Source organism: Tessaracoccus oleiagri, from assembly GCF_900103275.1.
Classification (GTDB): domain Bacteria; phylum Actinomycetota; class Actinomycetes; order Propionibacteriales; family Propionibacteriaceae; genus Arachnia; species Arachnia oleiagri.
In genome coordinates this window covers 198,992-220,323 of the sequence record NZ_FNGP01000005.1, presented here as the reverse complement: position 1 = coordinate 220,323, position 21,332 = coordinate 198,992, and the positions used below count along the sequence as shown (strand labels likewise).

Here is a 21,332-nt window from a genome sequence, read left to right as displayed (position 1 = left end):
GTGACCGTCCGATCGACGAGGAGGTTGCCATGCCCGCGAAGTGGAGCGCGAAGCGCGAACGCCAGTACGAGCACATCAAGGAAGGCCTCGAGGAACGCGGCGAGGACGAGGACACCGCCAAGGAGATCGCCGCGCGCACGGTCAACAAGGAACGTGCGAGGGCGGGGGAGTCCGAACAGGCCAGCAGGTCGTCCACCGACGACATCTCGTCGGGGCGCCGCGGTGGCCTCCGGTCGCACAAGGGCCCCGGCGGACGCACCCGCGACCAGCTCTACAACGAGGCGCGCCAGAAGGGGATCGAGGGCCGGTCCAAGATGAACAAGGCCGAGCTCGAGAAAGCGGTCGACGGGCGCTGAGCCCCGCCCCTCAGAGCAGCTGCTCCAGGAGGCCGGTGTCGACGTCGTACATGAACCCTCCGACCTCCGCGCGGTCCTTGATCAGCGGATGGCTGCGGATCTTCGCAACGTCGGCGTGCAGCCGCTCGATCTGGTGCGGCGACGCGCCGAAGGTGACCCAGCTGGTGTCCGACCCGATGCGCTCGGTCAGCACCTGGTGGATGTCCTTCTCCGTGCTCGAGGCCATCGCGCACTTGGTGTGGGGGACGACCAGGATGCGCGTGACGCCCAGCAGGTGGACGCTCATGATGGCGCCCTTGAGCATGGTGTCGGACACCTGGCCGCCCGGGCTGCGGAGGATCTTCGCGTCGCCGTGCCCGAGGCCGACGAGGTCGAGCGGATCGATGCGCGAGTCCATGCACGTGATCATCAGGACGCCCTTCCGGGCGATGCCGTCGAACCCCGCGTGGGGGAAGTCCTCGGCGTACTTGCGGTTTGCTTCCAGCAGGTCTTCGAAACTCACGTGCTGAAGATTACCCGCGGGCGGTGTCCCCGAGAGTCCTGCGTCCAGCCATGGCGGCGATCGGTTGGGTGGCTGGGGTGCCGGATCCGTCCCGCCGGCCGTTGGGTTCGGGCAGCGTGATCGGGCTGCCCGACGCCGCCGAGGCCACCATCGGTCGGGGCCCGATCGCGGCTGCGATGAGCCGGTTCTCGCCCTTCAGGAACCGGTGGCAGCGGACCCCGCCGGTGGCCCGTCCCTTCGCCGGGTACTCGGACATCGGTGTGACCTTCACCAGTCCGGCCTCCGTGCCGGGCAGCGAGTCCGACGAGCCGCTCACCGTCACGACGTCGTCGGTGGCCGGGTCGACCGCGCCGAACCAGACCACCCGCGCCCCGGTGGAGAGCTTGATGCCGGCGACGCCGCCGCCGGTGCGCCCCTGGGGCCGCACGAGCGACGCGGGGAAGTGGAGGAGTTGCGCGTCGGAGCTGATGAACGCCAGGTGGGGGTGCTCGTCGGGGAGCTCCACCGCGCCGACGACCTCGTCGCCGTCATCGAGCCGGATGACCTCCCACGAGTCCTTGGAGAGGATCTCCGCCTTGACGCGCTTCACGATTCCGGCGGCGGTGCCCAGAGCGAGGCCCGGGGAGCTGGGATCGAGCGTCACCACGGCCAGCGGCTGCTCGTCTCCGGCCAGCGGCCACAGCTCGGTGGCGCGGGAACCGCCCTGCAGGTTCGGGGCCTGGGCGGTCAGCGGCACCGTCGGGAGCTCGATGGCGCGGCAGCGCAGCACGCGGCCGCGGCTCGTGACGACGCCGAACTCGCCGTGGGCGGTGGTCAGGCACGAAGAGACGATCACGTCGTGCGCCGACCGGCCGCCCGCAGGTAGCGGGGCGTCGGTGTCGGTGCGGGCGACGAGGCCGGATCCGCTGAGCAGGACGCGGCAGGGCGCGTCGGGCACCTCGAGCGGTGCCACCTGCGTCGGCGACCCGGAGGACGCGAGCAGCACGGTCCGTCGGGGCGTGCCGAACCGCTTGGCCACGTCGTCGAGCTCCGTCACGAGCACGTGGTCGAGCTCGGCGGGGTCGTCGAGGATCTCCCGCAGACGCGTGATCTGCTCGCGGAGCTCCTTGGCCTCCTTCTCGAGCTCGATGGTCGAGAACTTGGTGAGGCGGCGCAGCTGCATGTCGAGGATGTAGTTGGCCTGCGTCTCGGAGAGGTCGAAGGCACCCATGAGCCGGGAGCGCGCCTCGGCGACGTCGTCGGAGCTGCGGATGATGGCGATCACGTCGTCGATGTCGAGGATGGCGATCATGAGGCCCTCGACGAGGTGGAGCCTCGCCTCGGCCTTGTCGAGCCGGTACTCGGTGCGGCGGCGGATGACCTCGCGGCGGTGCCCGAGGTAGACCTCCAGCATGTCCTTGAGGCCGAGGGTGCGGGGCTGGCCCTCCACGAGCGCGACCGCGTTGATGGAGAAGGTGTCCTCGAGCTTCGTCTGCTTGTAGAGCTGTTGCAGGAGGGCCTCGGGGTTGATGCCGTTCTTCACCTCGATGACGAGGCGGGTGCCCCGTTCGAGGTCGGTGAGGTCCTTGACGTCGGCGATGCCGGTGAGCTTCTTGTCGCTGACGCCCTTCTTTATCTGCTCGATGATCCGCTCCGGGCCGATCATGTAGGGCAGTTCGGTGATGACGATGCCCTGCCTACGGGCGGAGACCTTCTCGATCCGGGAGGTGGCGCGGATCTTGAACGACCCGCGGCCGGTCTCGTAGGCGTCGCGGATGCCGTCGAGGCCGATGATCTTGCCGCCGGTGGGGAAGTCGGGGCCGGGGATGTGCAGCATGAGCTCCTCGACGGTGATGCCGGGGTTCACGATGAGCTGCCGCAGGCCGGCGACCACCTCGATGAGGTTGTGGGGGGCGATGTTGGTGGCCATGCCGACGGCGATGCCGGTGGCGCCGTTGACCAGCAGGTTCGGGAAGGCGGCGGGCAGGACCTCGGGCTCGACCTCCTTGCCGTCGTAGTTCGGCTTGAAGTCGACGGTCTCCTCGTCGAGGCCGGTCGTCATGGCGACGGCCGGGGTGTCCATGCGGCACTCGGTGTAGCGCATGGCGGCGGGCCCGGCGTCGAGGGAGCCGAAGTTGCCGTGCCCGTCGACCAGCGGCAGGCGCATGGACCACGGTTGGGCGATGCGCACCAGCGCGTCGTAGATGGCGCCGTCGCCGTGGGGGTGGAGGGCGCCCATGACCTGCCCCACGACGCGGGCGCACTTGACGTGGCTGCGGTCGGGGCGGATGCCCATCTCGTCCATCGAGAACAGGATCCGCCGCTGGACGGGCTTCAACCCGTCGCGGGCGTCGGGGAGGGCCCTGGAGTAGATGACGGAGTACGCGTACTCGAGGAAGCTGGTCTCCATCTCCGCGGTGACGTCGATGTCGACGATGTGCTCCTCGTCGACGGTGTCGTCGTCAACCTTGGCCACGGGTTCCTCCTAGAAGCTGATGATGTCCAACTTCCGTAGCTTATCGGCCAGCCCGTCGCCGTCGGGAGCGCGAAACTCCGGCGCGGTGGTGGGATTCCAGCGATGCTCGCCGTCCTCGAGCCGGATGCCGTGCGCCAGCACCGCCTCGCCGGGGGACAGTTCGCGGATCGCTCGCGCGAGCACGTGCTCCGGCTGGAGCTCGGCGAACTCGGCATAGAGCTCCGGGTCGTGCTGCCCGTCGTCCCCGACCAGGAGCCAGCGGATGTTGGGCAGGTCACGGGCGAGTTCGCGCAGCGCCGTGCGCTTGTGGTCGGTGCCGCTGCGGAACCAGCCGGTGTTCGTGGGCCCCCAGTCGGTCAGGAGCATTGCGCCGTGGGGGATGCCGTGCCGCTTCTGGAACCGGCGGATCATCGGGTAGGTGTTGAACGCGCCGGTGGAGACGAAGATGATCGGCGCCCCGGGGTTCGCCTCCAGCATCTGCTGGTACCAGCGGGCCATGCCCGGGATCGCCTGGCGGGCCTGCTCGGTGAGCACGAACGAGTTCCACGCGGCGAGGAACGGGCGGGGCAACCAGGTGGAGAGGATGGTGTCGTCGATGTCGGAGACCACCCCGAACGTGATGTCGTCGCCGATGATCTGGACGCTGGCCACGGCGGACGCCCCGTCGGAGCCCTGGACGGTGACGCTGTGCCACCCGGGCTCGAGACCCGGGTTCTTGATCCGCACGTCGATGTAGCCGCCCCGGTCGGCGCGGACGGGCACCGTGGTGTCGCCGAAGCGCACCGAGGCCGCCGCGTCGGCCTTGCTGAAGGCGATGAAGTTGCGCCAGCCGCGGCGGTAGAGGAGCGCGTTGGCGGCCTGCACGATGCCGAACTGCTTCGACGGCTGCAGGACTATCCGGGCCAGGACCCTGATCTGCTCGCTCGTGCCGTAGCCCGTGTAGGGACGTACTGATTCCTGCCAGCCGCGGCGCTTCAGGACTCGGTTGATCACCTTCTTGAGGCGATCCTCGATCCGGGCGCCGAAGAACGGTCGGGTTCGCATGCGCCCAACCTAATGCAACACCCGAGTCGTCGGCATCCGGCCTATGATGTTCGGGTGACTGTTCGCCCCGACGTTTCCGCGGTCCTGCCCCCGACCCTTCTCGAGGAGGTCGCCGATTGCGGCTTCTACCCGTCGCTGGTCAGCCAGGCGCTCGCCGGCGCCGTGGGACGTCGTGAGGTGATCGGCTACCTCGTGCACCACGAGGCCACCTTCGCCGGGCACGAGGTCAACAGGCACATGACGGTGCTGACGCTCGTCGAGGGGGCCCTGATCATCTGCCACGCCGACGAGGGTGAGCAGGGGCGCGCCATCGTCACGACCGAGCTGGTCAAGCTGGGTGCCATCGACTCCGTGGTGCTCACCCAGTCGGTCGCGGACCCCGCGGCCCGCAAGCCCGGGCTGGCGGAGGCGTGGCTCACGGTCACCTGGGGCGCCACCCGGCGGATCGACGTGGGGCCCGGGGCCTGCGAGGACCCGAACTGCGACGCCGACCACGGGTACACCGGTGTCTCGGCGTCCGACGACTACGTGTTGCGGATGAGCCGCGACGCGGACGGCCAGGAGAGCACGCAGAAGCTCGTCGAGTTCGGGGGCCTGCTCCAGGGAGTCGTGGGTTGAGCTCCGACTTCGTGCTGGCCGACTACCACGGCAATTCGCTGAACAACCTGATCCCGAGCCTGCTGGCACGCCTCGACGGCGAGACCCCCACGATCAAGGTGCCGGAGGCCTCGCGCTACGTGGTGGTGCTGGTCGACGGGCTCGGGTCCGAACAGCTCGACCGCTTCGCCGACCACACCGATCGGCTCGCCGGCATGCGCCGCCAGCGGCTCACCTGCGGCGTGCCGTCCACCACCGCGACCTCGCTGACCAGCCTCGGCTGCGGTGTCACCCCGGGCCTCCACGGCGTCACCGGGTACACCTTCTACGAGGAGGGCTGCGACGCGGTGGTCAACGCCCTCACCTGGGAGGGCGGCCCCGAGGACATCGAGTCCTTCCGCCAGGTGCCCACCCAGTTCCGCCGCATGCGCGCCGGTGGCCGCAGCGGCGCCACGGTGACGCTCGGCCGCTTCGACGGCAGCGCCCTGACCCAGCTCGCATTCTCCGGGGCGGAGTCCTACCCGCGGGAGGACGAGGACGAGGTGGAGCGCACGGTCGACCTCGTCTCCGAATCGCTGGAACGTCACGAGATCGTCTACTGCTACGAGCGGCTGCTGGACCACCGGGGCCACGGCTACGGCGTCGGCTCCTGGCAATGGCTCGACCAGCTGGGGGCCGTCGACGACCTCGTCAGCGGGCTCGTCTCGCTCGCCTCGGAGGACGTGTGCGTCCTCGTCACGGGCGACCACGGCATGGTCAACGTGCCCGCGGACCACCGCCTCACGATCGAGGAGGTGCCCGCCCTCGACGGCTTCCACCACGTCGGTGGCGAGGGACGCTTCCGGCAGCTCTACACCGACGACCCGCGCAGGCTCGCCTGGGCATGGCGCTCCGTGCTGGGTGAGCGGGCCGAGGTGCTGGTCAAGGACGAGGCGATCGAGGCGGGCTGGTTCGGTGAGGTCGTCACGGACCCGACGCGCGCCCGCATCGGTGACGTGGTCGTCGCCATGAACGCCGACTGGGCGCTGATGTCGACCACCTTCCCAGGCGAGTTCGGCCTCGTCGGCATGCACGGTTCCCTGACTCCCGAGGAGATGTACGTCCCGCTGCTCCAGGCCGGCGGACGGGAGTGAACCGCATCCGCGTGGCCATGATCGTCGACGACTTCTTCCCGTCGTCGGGCGGCATCGGGCGCTCGGTGCAGACGCAGTTGGAGGAACTGACGGCCCTCGGCCACGAGGTGACCCTCATCGTGCCGGACCGGTTCCTGGAGAAGCCGCGCCTCGGGCGCACCATCGAGACGCCGACGTACTACCTCAACGGGTTGCCGGCCCACCTCAGCATCCTCCACCACGGCGACCGACGGGCCCGCCGTCTGGCCTCCGACACCAAGTTCGACGTCGTCCACACCCACACGGAGCGCGGTGCGCTGATCCTCGGCGCCAAGATCGCGAAGCTCCAGGGCATCCCGCACCTGCACAGCTTCCACGCGAACATCGCCGGGACCCACCAGACGGTGCACGCTGCGGTGTTCGGGACGCTGCTGTACCAAGGACTCATCATCCCCTCGCTCCGGCGGGCGGCCGGCCGGCCCCACAAGAGCCCCCGGCTGCCGAGCATGCGCGAGGAGACCGGCGGCCTGGCGGCCCGTCTCGACTGGGCGGGGTTCGCCGCGATCGCCGCGCAGGTGGACGGCTACACGGTGCCGTCACCGTTCATGCGCGACCTCATCGACACCTGCGCCCCCGAGCCGCTGCACGGCTACGTGGTCCCCACCGGCGTCAACCGGACGATGCTGGGCGCCATCCGCGAGCAGCGCCGGGACCGCATCGACGGCGGCACCCGCTTCATCTCCGTCGGACGGCTCGCGAAGGAGAAGCGCCTCGACGTGATGCTTCGGGCCTTCCGTCGCGCAGGCGTCCCCGACGCGGAACTGGTCTTCGTCGGGGACGGCGACCAGCGGACCAAACTCAAGGCGATGGCCGTCGGGCTCCCCGTCGACTTCCGCGGCCACGTGCCCAGCGTCCACCGGATCGCCTACGAGCTCGTCAACGCGGACGCCCTCGTGCTGGCCAGCTACCGTTTCGACTCACAGGCACTGGTGATCACCGAGGCGGTGGCCGCCGGGCTGCCGGTGCTCTACTGCGACGACCGGCTCACCGTCGGTCTGTCGCCCGAGAGCGCCCTGCTCACGGGGCCGGACGTCAAGTCCATGGCCGAGGGCTTCCGCGCGCTCGCGGACCGGGAGCGCCGTGAGAAGATGAGCCGCGCCACCGCCGGTCTGCTGCCCGGCCTCATGCCCGAGCGCACCGCGGACGCGACGGTGCAGGCGTACCAGGAACTGATCGAGAGGAAGATGCGTGGCTGAACTGGTCTTCCACACCGGCCCGATGGATTGCGGGAAGTCCACGCTCGCACTGCAGATGGACTACACGCAGTCCCAGCACGGCAGGAAGGGTCGTCTCTTCACCCGGCAGGACCGATCGGGACGCCCGGCGGTCACGTCGAGGCTCGGCCTGGCCCGCGAGGCACTGGAGGTGGACGACTCCTTCGACTTCTGGACCTTCGTCATCCGGGAACTCACGACCGGCAAGCGCGTCGACTACCTCATCTGCGACGAGGCACAGTTCTACCTGAGCGAGCAGGTGGACCAATTGGCGCGGATCGTCGACGAGTTGCAGATCGACGTCTACGCCTTCGGCATCCTCTCCGACTTCCGCACCAAGCTGTTCCCGGGATCCCAGCGGCTCGTGGAGCTCGCGGACCGCACCGAGACGCTACCGCTCGGGCCGCTCTGCTGGTGCGGGCAGAAGGGCACCCACAACGCCCGCACGATCGGCGGCCAGATGGTGACCGAGGGGTCCCAGGTGGCAGTGGGCGACACGGTGGGGGACGACGAGATCCGCTACGAGGTCCTCTGCCGGCTGCACCACCGGCGCAAGGTGACGAAGGCGAAGGCGAAGGCGACGTTGTCCCCCGATCCGCTGCCGTTCGACAACGAGGACTGGGCCTAGTTCGTCGGGCCGCCGAACATGATCTCGTCCCAGCTGGGGACGTGGGCGCGACGCCGCTTCCGCGGCTTGGGCCGGGGTTCCTCCTCGGCCACCTCTTCCACCAGGGAGTCCTGGACCGGCTCCGTGATCGGCTCCTGTGCAGGCCGGCCACCAGCCGTCTGCTGCTTCGCGGGCGCCGGCGGTTCCTCGTCGGCGACGACCGGGGTGACAGCCGGCGGCTCGTCGGCGTCCGTGTCCTCGTCCTCGGCCTCGTAGGCGTCCTCGGCGACGGGAGCGATGGGCCCGGCGGGCTCGTCGAAACCGGTGTAGATGCGGACGGAGTCCTCGCTGATGCCGCTCAACATGTCGTAGAGGGCGTCCAGCTCGGAGGTGTCCTCGAAGTCGTCGTACATCCCGTGGGCGGTGGGGACGTCGTCGCCGGGGGCGTCCGGCACGTGCGTGCGCTTCTCGCTGGTGGCGCGGATCAGGGCGAGCTCGTCGTCGAAGTCGACGGTGGGCTCCTCCTCCTGCGGCGCGCCCGGCGCCTGCTCACCGATCATCCAGCGGGCGTCGGTGTTGTCGGCGATGCTGAAGCGCGCCTTGTGGTCGAACACGAACTCGGCCGTGCGGGCGCCGGCGTCGTCCGCGAGCGTGCCCACGACGCGCCAGCGCAGGTCCTCCTGGCGCCACGAGTCCCACTCGATGCGGTCGGCGTCGATGCCGCGCTGCTGCAACCGTTCCCGGACGAGCTCACCGAGGCGCCGGTGGCTGCTGCCCTCGCCGCGTCGGCGCACCGTCGAGGCGAGCGCCCGCGTGACGATGTGCTCGCGCTCCGCGAGGACCGGGCCGGCGAACCCCTCGATCGCGGACTCCTCGACGCCGGCCTCGACCGCGACCTCGGCCAGCGTCGCGCCGGAGCGGATGCGTGCCTGGATCTCGCGGGGGGTGAGTGCACTGTTCATCGATGGAATCTCCCAAGTGAGCCGGTTCCGGCACAATCTACCAGCGAACACGCGTTCTCAGGGGGGAGCGGAACCTTGGTTTTCCCCGTGGGTGTGGTACACATATGCGCGAACCCCGACCGAAGGAACGCTAGATGGCAACCGATTACGACGCTCCCCGCAAGACCGAAGAGGAATTGCCCGAGGACTCCATCGAGGAGTTGAAGACGCGCCGCAACGACAAGAACTCCGGCAAGGTCGACGAGGACGAGGTCGAGGCGGCCGAGTCGTTCGAACTTCCGGGTGCGGATCTCTCGCACGAGGAGCTCACGGTTCGCGTCCTGCCCCGTCAGGCGGACGAGTTCACCTGTGCCTCCTGCTTCCTCGTGAAGTCCAAGACCCAGCTGGCCGAGACGCGTGGGCAGGAGATGTACTGCGTCGACTGTGTCTGACGCGGCACATCCCCAACCGCAGCACTACTTCTTGAGGTCCAGGAGGCTCCTGAGCTTCCCGGGCGCGGCATGACCCATGCGGCTGACCCAGCGGCGCTGGACGAACCTGTTCATCGTCAGCTGGGTCACGCCCACGCCGAGCCCGCTCGCGGCCGCCCAGATGATGGCGGTGGCCAGCGGCGCCTCGGGATCGTTCAGGTCCGGCGGATCCTCACCGGTGACCAACTCCCACACCTTGGTGATCAGCTTCTGCGCGACGAACGTGGCCAGGGCGCCGAGAATGCCTGAGTAGACATTCCAGATCGCCTTCTCCGTGATTTTCATAGAGGTCCTCCTGGGGCCCATTATGCCGGTGGAAGGTACATTTGCATTCGTGACATACGAAGAACGTGTCCCTGCCCCGGCGCTCTGGTGGGTCATCGGCCTCGGGATGGTCGCGTCCATCTCCATCGCCGTCCTCGCCTACGTGGACCTGTGGGTGGGCCTGCTGTTCTCCCTCTTCGCCGTGGCGGCCGTGGTGGTGGGGCTCCTGAGCTACACGCTCCGCATCACTGTCGCCGACGGCGTGCTCACCGTCGGCCGCAACCGGCTGGAGGGCGAGTACGTCGGTGAGGTGGCCGCCCTGCGCGGCCCCGACGCCGACCGGATCCTCGGTCCCGGCGCTGACCAGCGCAACTTCCTCGCCACCCGGCCGTACCTCCGGGACGTCGTCCGCATCGACCTCGCCGACCCCGCCGACCCCCACCCGTCCTGGCTCGTCGGCACGAGGCGCCCCGACGAACTGGCCGCCGCCGTCCGCCGTATGGGGGAGGGCGACTGATGGAAGTGCCCATCATCGGGATCCCGCCCGTCTACGCGCACCCCGGCGACGCCGGTGCGGACCTGCTCGCCGCGGAGGCGGTGACCCTGCAGCCGGGGGAGCGCCGGCTCGTCGGGACCGGTGTCCGCGTCGCGCTGCCGGAGAACACCGTCGGCCTCGTCACGCCGCGGTCGGGGCTGGCCGCCCGCGCGGGCCTGAGCATCGTCAACGCGCCCGGCGTCGTCGACTCCGGGTACCGGGGCGAGATCAAGGTGGCGCTGATCAACCACGACCCGCGCGCCCCGATCGAGATCCGCGAGGGCGACCGGATCGCGCAGTTCGTCGTCGTCCCGTTCGTGACCGCCACCTTCGTGCAGGTCGACTCCCTCGATGCGACGACCCGAGGCTCGGGTGGGTATGGTTCTACTGGCGGAAGCCAGATGTTGAGTGGAGCTTGAGAACTGTGATTTTTGGACGCAAGAAGCGCCAGGAGACCGACCAGGTCGCCGAGGAACGTCCGTCCGACGCCGCCGAGGCGGCTGACAGCGAGGATGTAGCGCAGGATGCGGCACCGTCGTCGGTGGAGCACGGCAACGCCGAGGCGATGGCGAAGGCCGAGGCCAAGTGGCTCGAGTGGGACGAGGAGTTCCAGCGCGAGGAGGGCCCCTTCGACATCGAGGAGGTCGACCTCGACGCCGACGACGTGAAGCGGCTCGACCTCGGCTCGCTCGTCGTCACCCCGTTCCCCGGGATGAACCTCCAGCTCAGCGTCAACAAGGAGCAGGTGCCGCAGGCGATCATCGTCAGCGACGGCGACTCGGCCATCGAGGTCGCGCTGTTCGGGGCGCCGGCCCGCACCGCCTACATCCCTGAGGTGCGTCGCGAGATCATCGCGGCCAGCCAGGGCAAGAACGCCCGCACGACGATCCGGAGGGGCCCGTTCGGCACCGAGATCGCGCGCGCGTTCCCCGTGCAGACCAAGGAGGGCGGGGTCGGCATGCAGATCAGCCGCACCTGGCTCGCGGAGGGGCCGTCCTGGGTGCTGCGCGGCGTCGTCTTCGGCAAGGCGGCACTCGAGCCCCAGAACGAGGACGCCACCATCACCCTCACCGAGTTCTTCGCGAACCTCGTCGTCCGTCGCGGCACCGCGCCGGTGGCGCCCGGCGCGGTCATTCCGTTCACCATTCCGGAACCGGAGCCCAAGCAGGAGTCATGAACCAATCACTCGGAGGCCGCCTGAAGCGGTGGTTCCTCCCCGATCCCCAAACCGTGCGCGATCCCTTCCAGGGAATGGACGCTACACCGATCGCCTCGGCGGCGCCGCGTACCCGCGTCACCATCGCGGGACGCGCCCACGGACTGCGCACCAACCCGGACACGGGCTGGTTCGAGGCCGAACTCACCGACGCCACGGGGACCGTCCGGATCATCTGGATGGGCCGCGGCCACCTCGAGTGCCTGCACGAGGGAGCGCTCATGAGTGCCTCCGGACGGCTGGCCCCCGAGGGCGGCGAACTGGTCCTGTTCAACCCCGAGTTCTCGGTGTTGCCGGACTAGTCCTCCGGGTTCTCCGGCTCCTCGTCGCGGGGCGCGAACATCTCGCCGAGGTCGCCCTCGGCGATGTCGGCGGTCAGGAAGAACAGCTTGTCGCCCGCCTCCAGCACGGTCCCGGGCTCCGGTGGCGTGGGCGACGTGCGCCGCACCAGCGCGACCAGCGCGACGTCCTCCGGCAGCTCGACGGACCCGAGGGTCGCCCCCACGAACGGGGACTCGGCCGCCAGCGTGACCTCCGACAGGTGCGTGTCGGACTCCTGGAACGTCAGGATCCGGACCAGGTCGCCCGCCTCGACGGCCTCCTCCACCAGCGCCGCCATCAGTCGCGGCGTCGACACGGCCGCGTCGACGCCCCACTGGTCGTCGAACAGCCACTCGTTGCCGGGGTGGTTGACCCGGGACACGGTGCGCGGGACCCCGAACTCGGTCTTGGCGAGCAGCGAGTGGACGAGGTTGACCTTGTCGTCGCCGGTCGCCGCGATCGCCACGTCGAACCGCTCCAGCCCGAGTTCCTCGAGGCTGGCCAGCTCGCACGCGTCCGCCTGCAGCCAGTGGGCGCCGAGGACCGAGTCTGGCTTGATCGCGGCGCTCTCGCGCTCGATCAGGGTCACCTGGTGGCCGTTCGCGATCAGCTCCCGTGCGATGGAGCGGCCCACCTGGCCCGCGCCGGCGATGGAAACGCGCATGTCAATGCCCCTTCGGAGGATTGCCGAGGATGATCTCCACGTTCGAGGTCTGCTCCACCTCGCACGCGGCGAAGACCAGGTCCCCGTCCTGGAACACGGTCTGGTCGGTCGGGACCATGCCGCTACCGAGTCGGCTCAGGAACGGGATCACGCACCCGGCCGCATGGGCCAGGTCGATGATCCGCCGGTTGACCCAACCGCGGTGCACCGCCACCTGGAGGAGGCGGGCCTGCCCCGACGGGTCGCGCCACACCGGCTCCGAACCCTCCGGCAGCAGCCGGCGCAGCACCTGCCCGGTCGTCCACTTGACGGGCGCGACCGTGGGGATGCCGAGCCGCTCGTAGACCTGCGCGCGCCCTTGGTCGTAGATTCGGGCCACGACGTTCTCGACCTTGTAGATCTCCTTGACCACGCGCGCGGCGAGGATGTTCGAGTTGTCGCCGCTGGAGACGGCGGCGAAACCGCCGGCGTTGCGGATCCCCGCGGCCTCGAGGACCTCACGGTCGAAACCGACTCCCTTGACCGTCAGGCCCTTGAACTGGGGACCGAGGCGTCCGAAGGCTTCGGTGTGCATGTCGATGACGGCCACCGAGTGCCCTCGCTTCTCGAGGCCCACGGCGAGCATGGCGCCCACGCGCCCGCATCCCATGATCACGATGTGCATTCGCTCTCCTAGTATCGGTTTCACGCTATCACCGATGAGACGAGGAACATTGTGTCTGTGGAGACGGTCCTGGGCGACGTGGCGCACGGCGGGGTGGTCGTGGCGCGCATCGACGGGAAGGTCACCTTCGTCACCGGGGGCCTGCCGGGCGAACGGGTCCTCGTCGACGTACGGGAGCGGGGCACCCGCTTCGACCGGGGCGTGGTCACCGAGGTGCTGGATCCGCATCCGCAGCGCGTGGTGCCGCCGTGCCCGGTCGCCGGCGTGTGCGGTGGCTGCGACTGGCAGCACGCTGACGCCGACCTGCAGCGCGAGCTGAAGCGGCGCGTCGTGGAGGAACAGCTCCGCAGGCTCGCCGGGATCGACTGGGAGGGCGAGGTGGTCGAGGTGCTGCCGCGGTGGAACTGGCGCACGCGGATGCGCTACCGCGTCGCAAACGGCAGGCCCGGGCTGCGCGCGAAGCGCAGCCACGACCTGGTGCCGCTCCCCGACGAGGGGTGCCGCATCGCCGTCACGCAGGACCCGGGCGAACGTCCGGGGGCCGGGGAACTGCAGGTCGTGGACGCCCACTCGGGGCACGTCGAGATCGTCGACGGGCGGGTCGCGGGCGAGCCGGTGGTGACGGAGCGGGCGGGCGGCCGTGACTACCGCGTCGCCGCCGAGGGCTTCTGGCAGGTGCACCCGCACGCGGCGGACGTGCTCGTCGACGCCGTGCTGCGCTCGCTCGAGCCGAGGGCGGGGGAGCGGGCGGTCGACCTCTACTGCGGGGTGGGGCTGTTCGCCGGGGCGCTCGACGGTCGCGGCTGCGACGTGCTCGGCGTGGAACTGAACAAGGAGGCGGTGGCGTACGCGCGCCGGAATGTGCCGGGCGCCCGGTTCCAGGCGGCCTCCGTGGACCGGTTCCTCGGGCGCCTCCCGAAGCGCGCGGACCTCGTCGTGCTCGATCCGCCCCGCAAGGGCGCCGGCAGGGCCGTGGTCGGGGCGGTGGCGGCCATGGGACCGCGCGCGATCAGCTACGTCGCCTGCGACCCGGCGGCGCTCGCCCGGGACCTCGCGTTCTTCGTCGCCGCGGGCTACGAGGTCACCCGCGTCGAGGCCTACGACCTGTTCCCGCAGACGTACCACATCGAATGCGTTGCGACCCTGACCCGGAATAGCCCACTACACTGACCCGTGAATGATGTAGCCGCGACAAGGAGTGCGATGAGCGTCAACAGTTTCGGGGCCAAGGCGAGCCTCGACGTAAACGGAACTTCCTACGAAATATTCAGGCTCGATGCTGTGCCTGGGCAGGAGAAGTTGCCGTACAGCCTGAAGGTATTGCTCGAGAACCTTCTCCGCACCGAGGACGGTGCGAACATCACCCGCGAGGACATCGAGTTCCTCGGCAGCTGGGATCCGAACGCGGAACCGGACCACGAGATCCAGTTCACGCCGGCGCGCGTGATCATGCAGGACTTCACCGGTGTGCCGTGCGTGGTGGACCTCGCGACGATGCGGGAGGCTGTCGCCGACCTCGGTGGGGATCCCTCGCGGATCAACCCCCTCTCCCCGGCGGAACTGGTCATCGACCACTCCGTGATCGCCGAGGTCTTCGGCATCCAGGGCGCGTTCGAGCAGAACACCGACATCGAGTACGAGCGCAACCGTGAGCGCTACCAGTTCCTGCGTTGGGGCCAGACCGCGTTCGACGACTTCAAGGTCGTCCCGCCGGGCACCGGCATCGTGCACCAGGTCAACATCGAGCACCTCGCCCGCGTGATCTTCCCGCGCACGGTGGACGGCGTGCTGCAGGCCTACCCGGACACCTGCGTCGGCACCGACTCCCACACCACCATGGTCAACGGCCTCGGCGTCGTCGGCTGGGGCGTGGGCGGCATCGAGGCAGAGGCGGCGATGCTGGGCCAGCCCGTGTCGATGCTCGTGCCCCGCGTCGTCGGGTTCAAGCTCTCCGGCGAGCTGCAGGAGGGCACCACCGCCACCGACCTGGTGCTCACGATCACCGAGATGCTGCGCCAGCACAAGGTCGTCGGCAAGTTCGTCGAGTTCTACGGCGACGGCGTCTCCGCCGTGCCGGTCGCGAACCGCGCCACCATCGGCAACATGAGCCCGGAGTACGGCTCCACCATCGCGGTCTTCCCGATCGACGACAAGACGATCGACTACATGCGCCTGACCGGCCGCGACGAGCAGCAACTCGCCCTCGTCGAGGCGTACGCCAAGGAGCAGGGCCTCTGGCACGACCCGTCCCGCGAGCCCGTCTACTCGGAGTACCTCGAGCTCGACCTCGCCACGGTCGTCCCCTCCATCGCCGGCCCGAAGCGCCCGCAGGACCGCATCCTGCTCGACCACTCGAAGAACGCCTTCCGCGAGGCGCTCGAGGTGTTCGCCCCGGACGCGAACGGCTTCGAGAAGGTCGACTGGGACAAGACCGTCGCGGACACGTTCCCCGCCTCGGACCCGACAGGCTCGAACCCGACGGACACCGACGACTCGCAGCAGCCGGTGCACTTCGGCGACGACGGTGAGCACGACCGTGAAAAGGCCGGCGTGCCGGTCAAGTTGGCCGCGGGAGAGGAGTTCAACCTCGACCACGGTGCCGTCACCGTCGCCTCCATCACCTCCTGCACCAACACGTCCAACCCGAGCGTGATGATCGGCGCGGGTCTCGTCGCGAAGAAGGCGGTGGAGAAGGGCCTCAACCGGAAGCCGTGGGTCAAGACCTCGTTGGCGCCCGGGTCCCAGGTCGTCACCGACTACTACGACAAGTCCGGACTGACGCAGTACCTCGACGCGATCGGCTTCAACCTCGTCGGCTACGGTTGCGTGACCTGCATCGGCAACACCGGCCCCCTCATCCCCGAGGTGTCGCGCGCGGTCAACGAGCACGACCTCGCAGTGACCGCGGTGCTCTCGGGCAACCGCAACTTCGAGGGCCGCATCAGCCCCGACGTGAAGATGAACTACCTCGCGTCCCCGATGCTCGTCATCGTCTACGCGCTGGCCGGGACCATGGACATCGACCTGTTCAAGGAGCCGATCGGTCAGGACAAGGACGGCAACGACGTCTACATGAAGGACATCTGGCCGTCCGAGGCGGAGATCCAGGAAGTCATCGACTCCTCCATCTCGGCCGACATGTACACGACCCGCTACGCGGACGTGTTCAAGGGCGACGAGCGCTGGGCCGCGCTCCCCACTCCCGAGGGCGACATCTTCGAGTGGGACGAGGAGTCCACCTACGTCCGCAAGCCCCCGTACTTCGAGGGCATGACCCGCGAGCCGACTCCCGTGGGGGACATCTCGGGCGCCCGCGTCCTGCTGAAGCTGGGCGACTCGGTCACCACCGACCACATCTCGCCGGCGGGCTCCATCAAGGCCGACTCCCCGGCGGGCAAGTACCTCACCGAGCACGGCGTCGAGCGCAAGGACTTCAACTCCTACGGCTCGCGCCGCGGCAACCACGAGGTCATGATCCGTGGCACCTTCGCCAACATCCGGCTCCGCAACCAGATCGCGCCCGGGACCGAGGGAGGCTTCACCCGCGACTTCACCCAGGCCGACGCTCCGGTCACCACGGTCTACGACGCCGCGATGAACTACATCGAGCAGGGCGTCCCGCTCGTCGTGCTGGCCGGTAAGGAGTACGGCTCCGGCTCGTCGCGCGACTGGGCGGCCAAGGGCACGGCGCTGCTCGGGGTGAAGTTCGTGATCGCCGAGAGCTACGAGCGGATCCACCGCTCCAACCTCATCGGCATGGGCGTCCTCCCGCTGCAGTTCCCGGAGGGCCAGAGTGCCGACTCCCTGGGGCTCACCGGTGAGGAGACGTTCTCGGTGGAGGGCGTGACGGAACTCAACGAGGGCCGCACGCCGAAGACGATGAAGGTCACCGCCACCTCGCCCGAAGGCAAGGAGACGGCCTTCGACGCCACCGTCCGCATCGACACCCCCGGGGAGCGGGCGTACTACCTCAATGGCGGCATCATGCAGTACGTGCTGCGCAGCCTCGTCGACGCCTGAGTCACCTCCGTCCCGCGGGCCGGTTCCCTCCTCCGGGAGGGGCCGGCCCGCGGGCGTCCCCAGCCCTTGAGTTTGTCGGAGATGGGGTCTTTAATTGGACGCATGTTCGACAACGACGAGGTGATCCGGGTCTACGTACCGCCGGGCTGGCCCGGCAGCGTGCGGCCGCCGGGCTCGCCGGGCTGGCTGAAGTCGGCGGAGGCGTACCTGCTGGATGCCTGCCCCTCCGAGTACCGCGGCTACGAGGTGTTGCGTCGCCACCCGGTCGTCCTGGCCCGTCTGGCGCACGGCCACGTCGAGGCCCAGTTGGCGGCCACCCGGGAGTCCGCTGCGAACGCGCGTGCGCAGCTGGCGGAGTTCGTCGACCCCTCCACCGCGACGAGGGCGGTGGAGGTGTTGCTGGCCGAGGAGGCCCGGCTCGCCCGCGTCCTGCGAGGGGTGCACCTGGTGGAGGAGGCGCTGCGCGACGTGCGGTTCGTGCCGAAGCTCTGAGTTGCGCGATGGGCCATTTGAGTGAGGGCCGCCTATGATGTTTCCCATGTCCCTCCTCGAATCCATTGCCGGTCCGCGAGATCTGCGTGCGCTGTCGCGGGCACAGTTGGAGCAACTGGCCGAGGAGATCCGGGCGTTCCTCATCACGAACGTGAGCCGTACCGGGGGACACCTGGGGCCGAACCTGGGGGTCGTCGAACTGACGATGGCGATCCACCGCGTCTTCAACTCCCCGTACGACCCGATCATCTTCGACACCGGCCACCAGAGCTACGTCCACAAGATCCTGACCGGCCGTGCCGACCAGTTCGCCACCCTGCGCCAGCAGGGCGGGCTCTCGGGGTACCCCGAGCCGGGGGAGTCCGAGCACGACTGGGTCGCCAACTCGCACGCCTCGACGTCCTTGTCATGGGCCGAGGGGATGGCCAAGGGCTACGCGCTGCGAGGTGAGGACAGGACCGTGGTAGCGGTGATCGGCGACGGCGCCCTCACCGGCGGCATGGCATGGGAGGCGCTCAACAACATCGCCGCGGAGCCCGAGCTGCGGCTGGTGATAGTCGTCAACGACAACGGGCGCTCGTACACGCCGACGGTCGGCGGCCTCGCCAACCACCTGGCAGGGCTGCGCACCGATCGTCGCTACGAGGAGACGCTCAGCGTCATCAAGCGCGTGGTCAACAAGATCCCCATGTTCGGCCGCCCCATGTACGGGCTCATGCATGGCTTCAAGACGGGCGTGAAGGACGTCGTCGCGCCCCAGGACCTGTTCTCCGACCTCGGCATCAAGTACACCGGCCCCATCGACGGCCACGACATCGCGGCGCTGACGAACCGCCTCGAGCAGGCGCGCCAGTTCGGCAGCCCGGTGATCGTCCACTGCATCACGCAGAAGGGCAAGGGCTTCCGCGCGGCGGAGGAGCACGAGGAGGACCGCTTCCACGCCGTCGGCCAGATCAACGACGTGACCGGTGAGCCGCTGTCGGCCACGCTGCAGGCCACGTGGACCGACGCCTTCGCGGAGACGATGGTGCAGCTCGGCGCGAAGGATCCCCGCATCGTCGCGCTCACCGCGGCGATGCTCCACCCCACGGGTCTGACCCGCTTCGCCGCCGCGTTCCCCGAGCGGACCTTCGACGTGGGCATCGCCGAACAGCACGCGATCACCTCGGCGGCGGGCCTCGCGAAGGCGGGCCTGCACCCGGTCGTGGCCATCTACTCCACCTTCCTGAACCGTGCGTTCGACCAGCTCCTCATGGACGTGGCGCTGCACCGCTGCGGCGTGACCGTCGTGCTCGACCGCGCGGGCGTGACGGGCGCGGACGGGCCCAGCCACAACGGCATGTGGGACATGACGCTCACGGGGATCGTCCCGGGGCTCCAGTTGGCCGCCCCCCGCGACCAGGCGAGGCTCGAGGAGACGCTTTCGCGCGCCGTCACGGTCGACGACGCGCCCACCGTCGTCCGCTTCTCCAAGGAGCGGCTCCCCGACGAACTGCCCGCGGTCGCCCGGCGGGGTGACGGACTCACCGCGGTCGACCTGCTCCACCAGGACCCCGAGGCCCGGACGCTCATCGTCGGGTACGGGCAGTTCGCGGGGCTCGCCGTGCGGGTGCACGACATGCTGGCCGCGCAGGGGATCCCCTCCACGGTGGCGGACCCCATCTGGGCGCTTCCCATCAGCCCCGAGCTGGTCTCGTTGGCGGACGAGTTCGACCACGTGGTGACCATCGAGGACAACCTCGTCGCCGGCGGACTCGGGCAGCGGCTGCGTGCCGAACTCGCGGCGAGCGGCGTGGAGGTCACGATGCAGCACTTCGGCATCCCGCAGGAGTTCCTCGCGCTCGGCAGCCGTCCCCAGGTACTCGACAGGCTCGGCCTCACGCCCAAGGCCATCGCCCAAGAGGTGCTCAGGGCCGTCCTGGCGGAGGCGGCACCCGAGCAGGTGCACGCCCGACACCAGGGCTAGTCGCCCAGCACCTCGTCGAGCAGCGCCGCGACCAGTTCCGCCTGCCACGGTCGCATTCCGGCATGTTCGAGGACGGTCTCCGTCGGACGCTCATGAGCCCACAGGACCCGTTGCAGGGCGGCGGGCGGTGTGAGCAGGCTGGGTTGCAGCCCGATCTCGCAGGCCAGGTCGTCCAGCGCGGGCCGGGCAAGGGCCCATCGCTCCGCAGCCTCGGGCCGTAGCTGGTCCCAGTTCTTCGGCGACGGCACGCCACCGTGCGAAGGGGGACGCTTGCTGGGGTAGCGGCTCTCCGGCAGTTCGCTGGCGCGGTTGAGCCCGTTCAACCAGTTCTGCAGATAGCGAGAGCCGGGGGGCCGGGAGAAGCCGGGGATGCCGAGGAGAGCCCCACGGTCGGGGAAACCGCTCCCGGCCAGCATGCCGGCGTCGACGATGGCCGCGTCGGGCAGGATGTGGCCCGGCGGCCGGTCGCGGCGCTGCGCGATGGCGTCGCGCTCCTGCCAGAGCTCGCGCGCCAGGGCGAGCCCACGCGTCGTCCGGATGGACGCGACGCGGGACAGGCGCCGCCACGGCTCCGGGCGGGGGTCGGGGGTGCGGGCGAACTGCTCCAGCTCCCAGGCGAATTCCTGCTCCGCCCAGTCGCTCCGGCCCATGTCGCGCAGTTGGCCGTCGAGCACGTCGCGCAACTCCAGGAGGAAGTCGACGTCGAGGGCGGCGTAGGTGAGCCAGGACGGCTTCAGCGGCCTCGTCGCCCAGTTCACGGCGGAGTGCGCCTTCCGGAGTTCGACGCCGAGCTCGGCGGACAGCAGTGCCCCGAGGGACACCCCCGGCTTGCCCATTAGCCGTGCCGCGAGTTCGGTGTCGAAGATGCGCGCGGGGACGACTCCCGCCTCGTACATGGACGGCAGGTCCTGGCTGGCCGCGTGGATGACCCACTCGGCCTCACCGGCGGCCGTCACGAGCCGTCCCAGCTGTTCCCGGTCGAAGCGGGTCGGGTCGATGAGCCACGTGCCGGCGCCCTCGCGGCGGAGCTGGAAGAGGTACGCGCGCGGCCAGTAGCGGTAGCCGTGGGCGCGCTCGGCGTCGAAGGCCACGGGCCCCTCGGCCCGCCGCAGTGCGTCGAGGCACGCGGAGAGCCCCGACTCGTCCTCCACCACCGGCCGGAGCGGTTCCCGGCTCTCGTCGACGAGGCTCATCGCGGCGCCAGCATGGAGACGCCCGCGGGGAGAGGCGGTTCCCCGGCGACGAGGCCGAGGAGTTCCTGCCACGCGAGCAGGTGCGGGGTGAGCGGGTGGTGGTCGTCGAGGAGCGGGGTCCACGACGAGCGCAGCTCGACCTCGGCGGTGTCGGCGTCGCCGGCCATCTCCCCGAACGAGCGGCCGTAGGAGGCGGTGACGGTCCCGGCCAGCTGCGTGGCGTCGCAGCCGTGGGCGCTCAGCGCATCCTCGAACCACGACCACGCCACCTCGGGCAACAGGGGGTCCGCCACCATCTCGAGGTCGACCTCGGCGCGGGCGTACGTCACGAGCCGGAAGGTACCGTGCCAGGCGTCGTTGCCCTGCGGGTCGTGCAACAGGATGAGACGGCCCGAGCTCACGGTCCGCTCGTCGTCGCGGAGTTCCCCGGCGATCGCGAGGGAGTGCGGGGCGATCCGCTGGGGGGAGCCGATCTCGTCGATGCTGAGCTCCCGCCTCCAGCGCATCCGGCGGAACTCCTCGAGCGCACGGTGGAACGCCTCGGGAGCGAGCGGCGTTACCTTGGACACGAGTACGACTGTACGAGCAAGCCGCCCGGGAGGCCGGCTTTGACGCGCC

The 21,332-nt window shown here is 69.7% G+C and carries 23 protein-coding genes; 14 read left to right on the top strand and 9 right to left on the bottom strand.

Features of this window, described 5'->3' with window-relative positions; genetic code table 11:
* Positions 1-29 precede the first annotated feature (29 nt).
* Entirely contained in the window at positions 30-356 is a 327-nt protein-coding gene (locus BLR46_RS13405) for a plasmid stabilization protein (RefSeq protein ID WP_093253158.1), read from the top strand.
* A 10-nt stretch (positions 357-366) separates the two neighbouring features.
* Here the strand turns inward: BLR46_RS13405 and BLR46_RS13400 are convergent, their stop codons facing one another.
* The 3 genes from BLR46_RS13400 to BLR46_RS13390 all read right to left on the bottom strand — a co-directional run bounded on the left by BLR46_RS13400 (position 367) and on the right by BLR46_RS13390 (position 4,357).
* Entirely contained in the window at positions 367-858 is a 492-nt protein-coding gene (locus tag BLR46_RS13400; protein ID WP_245701715.1) for a beta-class carbonic anhydrase, read from the bottom strand.
* 10 nt (positions 859-868) lie between these two features.
* Positions 869-3,247 (bottom strand): DNA gyrase/topoisomerase IV subunit A, encoded by a 2,379-nt coding sequence (locus tag BLR46_RS13395; RefSeq protein WP_093253310.1) that lies wholly within the window; start codon positions 3,245-3,247, stop codon positions 869-871.
* A gap of 75 nt (positions 3,248-3,322) precedes the next feature.
* Positions 3,323-4,357: an App1 family protein phosphatidate phosphatase gene (locus BLR46_RS13390; protein WP_093253157.1), complete on the bottom strand. Its 1,035-nt coding sequence runs from the start codon at positions 4,355-4,357 to the stop codon at positions 3,323-3,325.
* A gap of 54 nt (positions 4,358-4,411) precedes the next feature.
* On the opposite strand from BLR46_RS13390, the gene BLR46_RS13385 reads away from it, so the two are divergent.
* The 4 genes from BLR46_RS13385 to BLR46_RS13370 are packed head-to-tail and all read left to right on the top strand — an operon-like array spanning position 4,412 to position 7,968.
* A complete protein-coding gene (locus tag BLR46_RS13385) occupies positions 4,412-4,975 on the top strand; it encodes a DUF5998 family protein (RefSeq protein ID WP_218118469.1) in 564 nt (187 codons plus the stop codon).
* A complete protein-coding gene (locus BLR46_RS13380; protein WP_176761782.1) occupies positions 4,972-6,087 on the top strand; it encodes an alkaline phosphatase family protein in 1,116 nt (371 codons plus the stop codon). The genes BLR46_RS13385 and BLR46_RS13380 overlap by 4 nt, the downstream gene beginning before the upstream one ends.
* On the top strand, positions 6,084-7,322 hold the full coding sequence (locus tag BLR46_RS13375; RefSeq protein WP_093253155.1) for a glycosyltransferase: 1,239 nt from the start codon (positions 6,084-6,086) through the stop codon (positions 7,320-7,322). Before BLR46_RS13380 ends, BLR46_RS13375 begins: the two co-directional genes overlap by 4 nt.
* Positions 7,315-7,968: a thymidine kinase gene (locus BLR46_RS13370; protein ID WP_093253154.1), complete on the top strand. Its 654-nt coding sequence runs from the start codon at positions 7,315-7,317 to the stop codon at positions 7,966-7,968. The genes BLR46_RS13375 and BLR46_RS13370 overlap by 8 nt, the downstream gene beginning before the upstream one ends.
* On the opposite strand, the gene sepH is transcribed toward BLR46_RS13370, so the two are convergent.
* Positions 7,965-8,909, bottom strand: a complete 945-nt coding sequence (gene sepH / locus BLR46_RS13365; RefSeq protein ID WP_093253153.1) for a septation protein SepH — start codon at positions 8,907-8,909, stop codon at positions 7,965-7,967. The genes BLR46_RS13370 and sepH overlap by 4 nt on opposite strands.
* A 134-nt stretch (positions 8,910-9,043) precedes the next feature.
* Here sepH and BLR46_RS13360 point away from each other — a divergent pair, with 134 nt between their 5' ends.
* Positions 9,044-9,340 (top strand): DUF4193 domain-containing protein, encoded by a 297-nt coding sequence (locus tag BLR46_RS13360; protein ID WP_093253152.1) that lies wholly within the window; start codon positions 9,044-9,046, stop codon positions 9,338-9,340.
* Between the two features lie 24 nt (positions 9,341-9,364).
* On the opposite strand, the gene BLR46_RS13355 is transcribed toward BLR46_RS13360, so the two are convergent.
* Positions 9,365-9,664 (bottom strand): DUF4235 domain-containing protein, encoded by a 300-nt coding sequence (locus BLR46_RS13355; RefSeq protein ID WP_093253151.1) that lies wholly within the window; start codon positions 9,662-9,664, stop codon positions 9,365-9,367.
* Between the two features lie 49 nt (positions 9,665-9,713).
* Between BLR46_RS13355 and BLR46_RS13350 the strand changes: the two genes are divergently transcribed.
* From BLR46_RS13350 to BLR46_RS13335, 4 genes are read left to right on the top strand one after another with little or no spacing between them, the layout of a single operon-like run.
* On the top strand, positions 9,714-10,160 hold the full coding sequence (locus BLR46_RS13350) for a DUF3093 domain-containing protein (RefSeq protein ID WP_176761781.1): 447 nt from the start codon (positions 9,714-9,716) through the stop codon (positions 10,158-10,160).
* Entirely contained in the window at positions 10,160-10,597 is a 438-nt protein-coding gene (dut, locus tag BLR46_RS13345; RefSeq protein WP_093253148.1) for a dUTP diphosphatase, read from the top strand. The genes BLR46_RS13350 and dut overlap by 1 nt, the downstream gene beginning before the upstream one ends.
* A gap of 5 nt (positions 10,598-10,602) precedes the next feature.
* Positions 10,603-11,355: a DUF3710 domain-containing protein gene (locus tag BLR46_RS13340; protein ID WP_245701713.1), complete on the top strand. Its 753-nt coding sequence runs from the start codon at positions 10,603-10,605 to the stop codon at positions 11,353-11,355.
* Positions 11,352-11,696 carry an OB-fold nucleic acid binding domain-containing protein gene (locus tag BLR46_RS13335; protein ID WP_093253146.1) on the top strand — a complete coding sequence of 115 codons (345 nt, stop codon included), beginning with the start codon at positions 11,352-11,354 and terminating at the stop codon, positions 11,694-11,696. The genes BLR46_RS13340 and BLR46_RS13335 overlap by 4 nt, the downstream gene beginning before the upstream one ends.
* Here BLR46_RS13335 and BLR46_RS13330 read toward each other — a convergent pair.
* Together BLR46_RS13330 and BLR46_RS13325 are read right to left on the bottom strand one after the other, a co-directional pair.
* A complete protein-coding gene (locus BLR46_RS13330) occupies positions 11,693-12,379 on the bottom strand; it encodes a potassium channel family protein (protein WP_093253145.1) in 687 nt (228 codons plus the stop codon). The genes BLR46_RS13335 and BLR46_RS13330 overlap by 4 nt on opposite strands.
* Before the next feature lies 1 nt (position 12,380).
* A complete protein-coding gene (locus BLR46_RS13325) occupies positions 12,381-13,043 on the bottom strand; it encodes a potassium channel family protein (protein ID WP_093253143.1) in 663 nt (220 codons plus the stop codon).
* Positions 13,044-13,094: 51 nt separating this feature from the next.
* Here BLR46_RS13325 and BLR46_RS13320 point away from each other — a divergent pair, with 51 nt between their 5' ends.
* From BLR46_RS13320 to dxs, 4 genes are all read left to right on the top strand, one after another.
* On the top strand, positions 13,095-14,213 hold the full coding sequence (locus tag BLR46_RS13320; protein ID WP_093253141.1) for a class I SAM-dependent RNA methyltransferase: 1,119 nt from the start codon (positions 13,095-13,097) through the stop codon (positions 14,211-14,213).
* A 33-nt stretch (positions 14,214-14,246) separates the two neighbouring features.
* Positions 14,247-17,063, top strand: coding sequence for an aconitate hydratase (locus BLR46_RS13315; protein WP_093253138.1), 2,817 nt, complete (start codon positions 14,247-14,249; stop codon positions 17,061-17,063).
* Positions 17,064-17,165: 102 nt separating this feature from the next.
* Positions 17,166-17,555, top strand: coding sequence for a hypothetical protein (locus BLR46_RS13310; protein ID WP_093253135.1), 390 nt, complete (start codon positions 17,166-17,168; stop codon positions 17,553-17,555).
* Positions 17,556-17,601: 46 nt separating this feature from the next.
* Positions 17,602-19,521: a 1-deoxy-D-xylulose-5-phosphate synthase gene (gene dxs / locus BLR46_RS13305; protein WP_093253133.1), complete on the top strand. Its 1,920-nt coding sequence runs from the start codon at positions 17,602-17,604 to the stop codon at positions 19,519-19,521.
* Here the strand turns inward: dxs and BLR46_RS13300 are convergent.
* Together BLR46_RS13300 and BLR46_RS13295 are read right to left on the bottom strand one after the other, a co-directional pair.
* On the bottom strand, positions 19,518-20,714 hold the full coding sequence (locus BLR46_RS13300; protein ID WP_093253130.1) for an HRDC domain-containing protein: 1,197 nt from the start codon (positions 20,712-20,714) through the stop codon (positions 19,518-19,520). The genes dxs and BLR46_RS13300 overlap by 4 nt on opposite strands.
* Positions 20,711-21,283 carry a DUF3000 domain-containing protein gene (locus BLR46_RS13295; protein WP_093253127.1) on the bottom strand — a complete coding sequence of 191 codons (573 nt, stop codon included), beginning with the start codon at positions 21,281-21,283 and terminating at the stop codon, positions 20,711-20,713. The genes BLR46_RS13300 and BLR46_RS13295 overlap by 4 nt, the downstream gene beginning before the upstream one ends.
* Between the last annotated feature and the right edge of the window lie 49 nt (positions 21,284-21,332).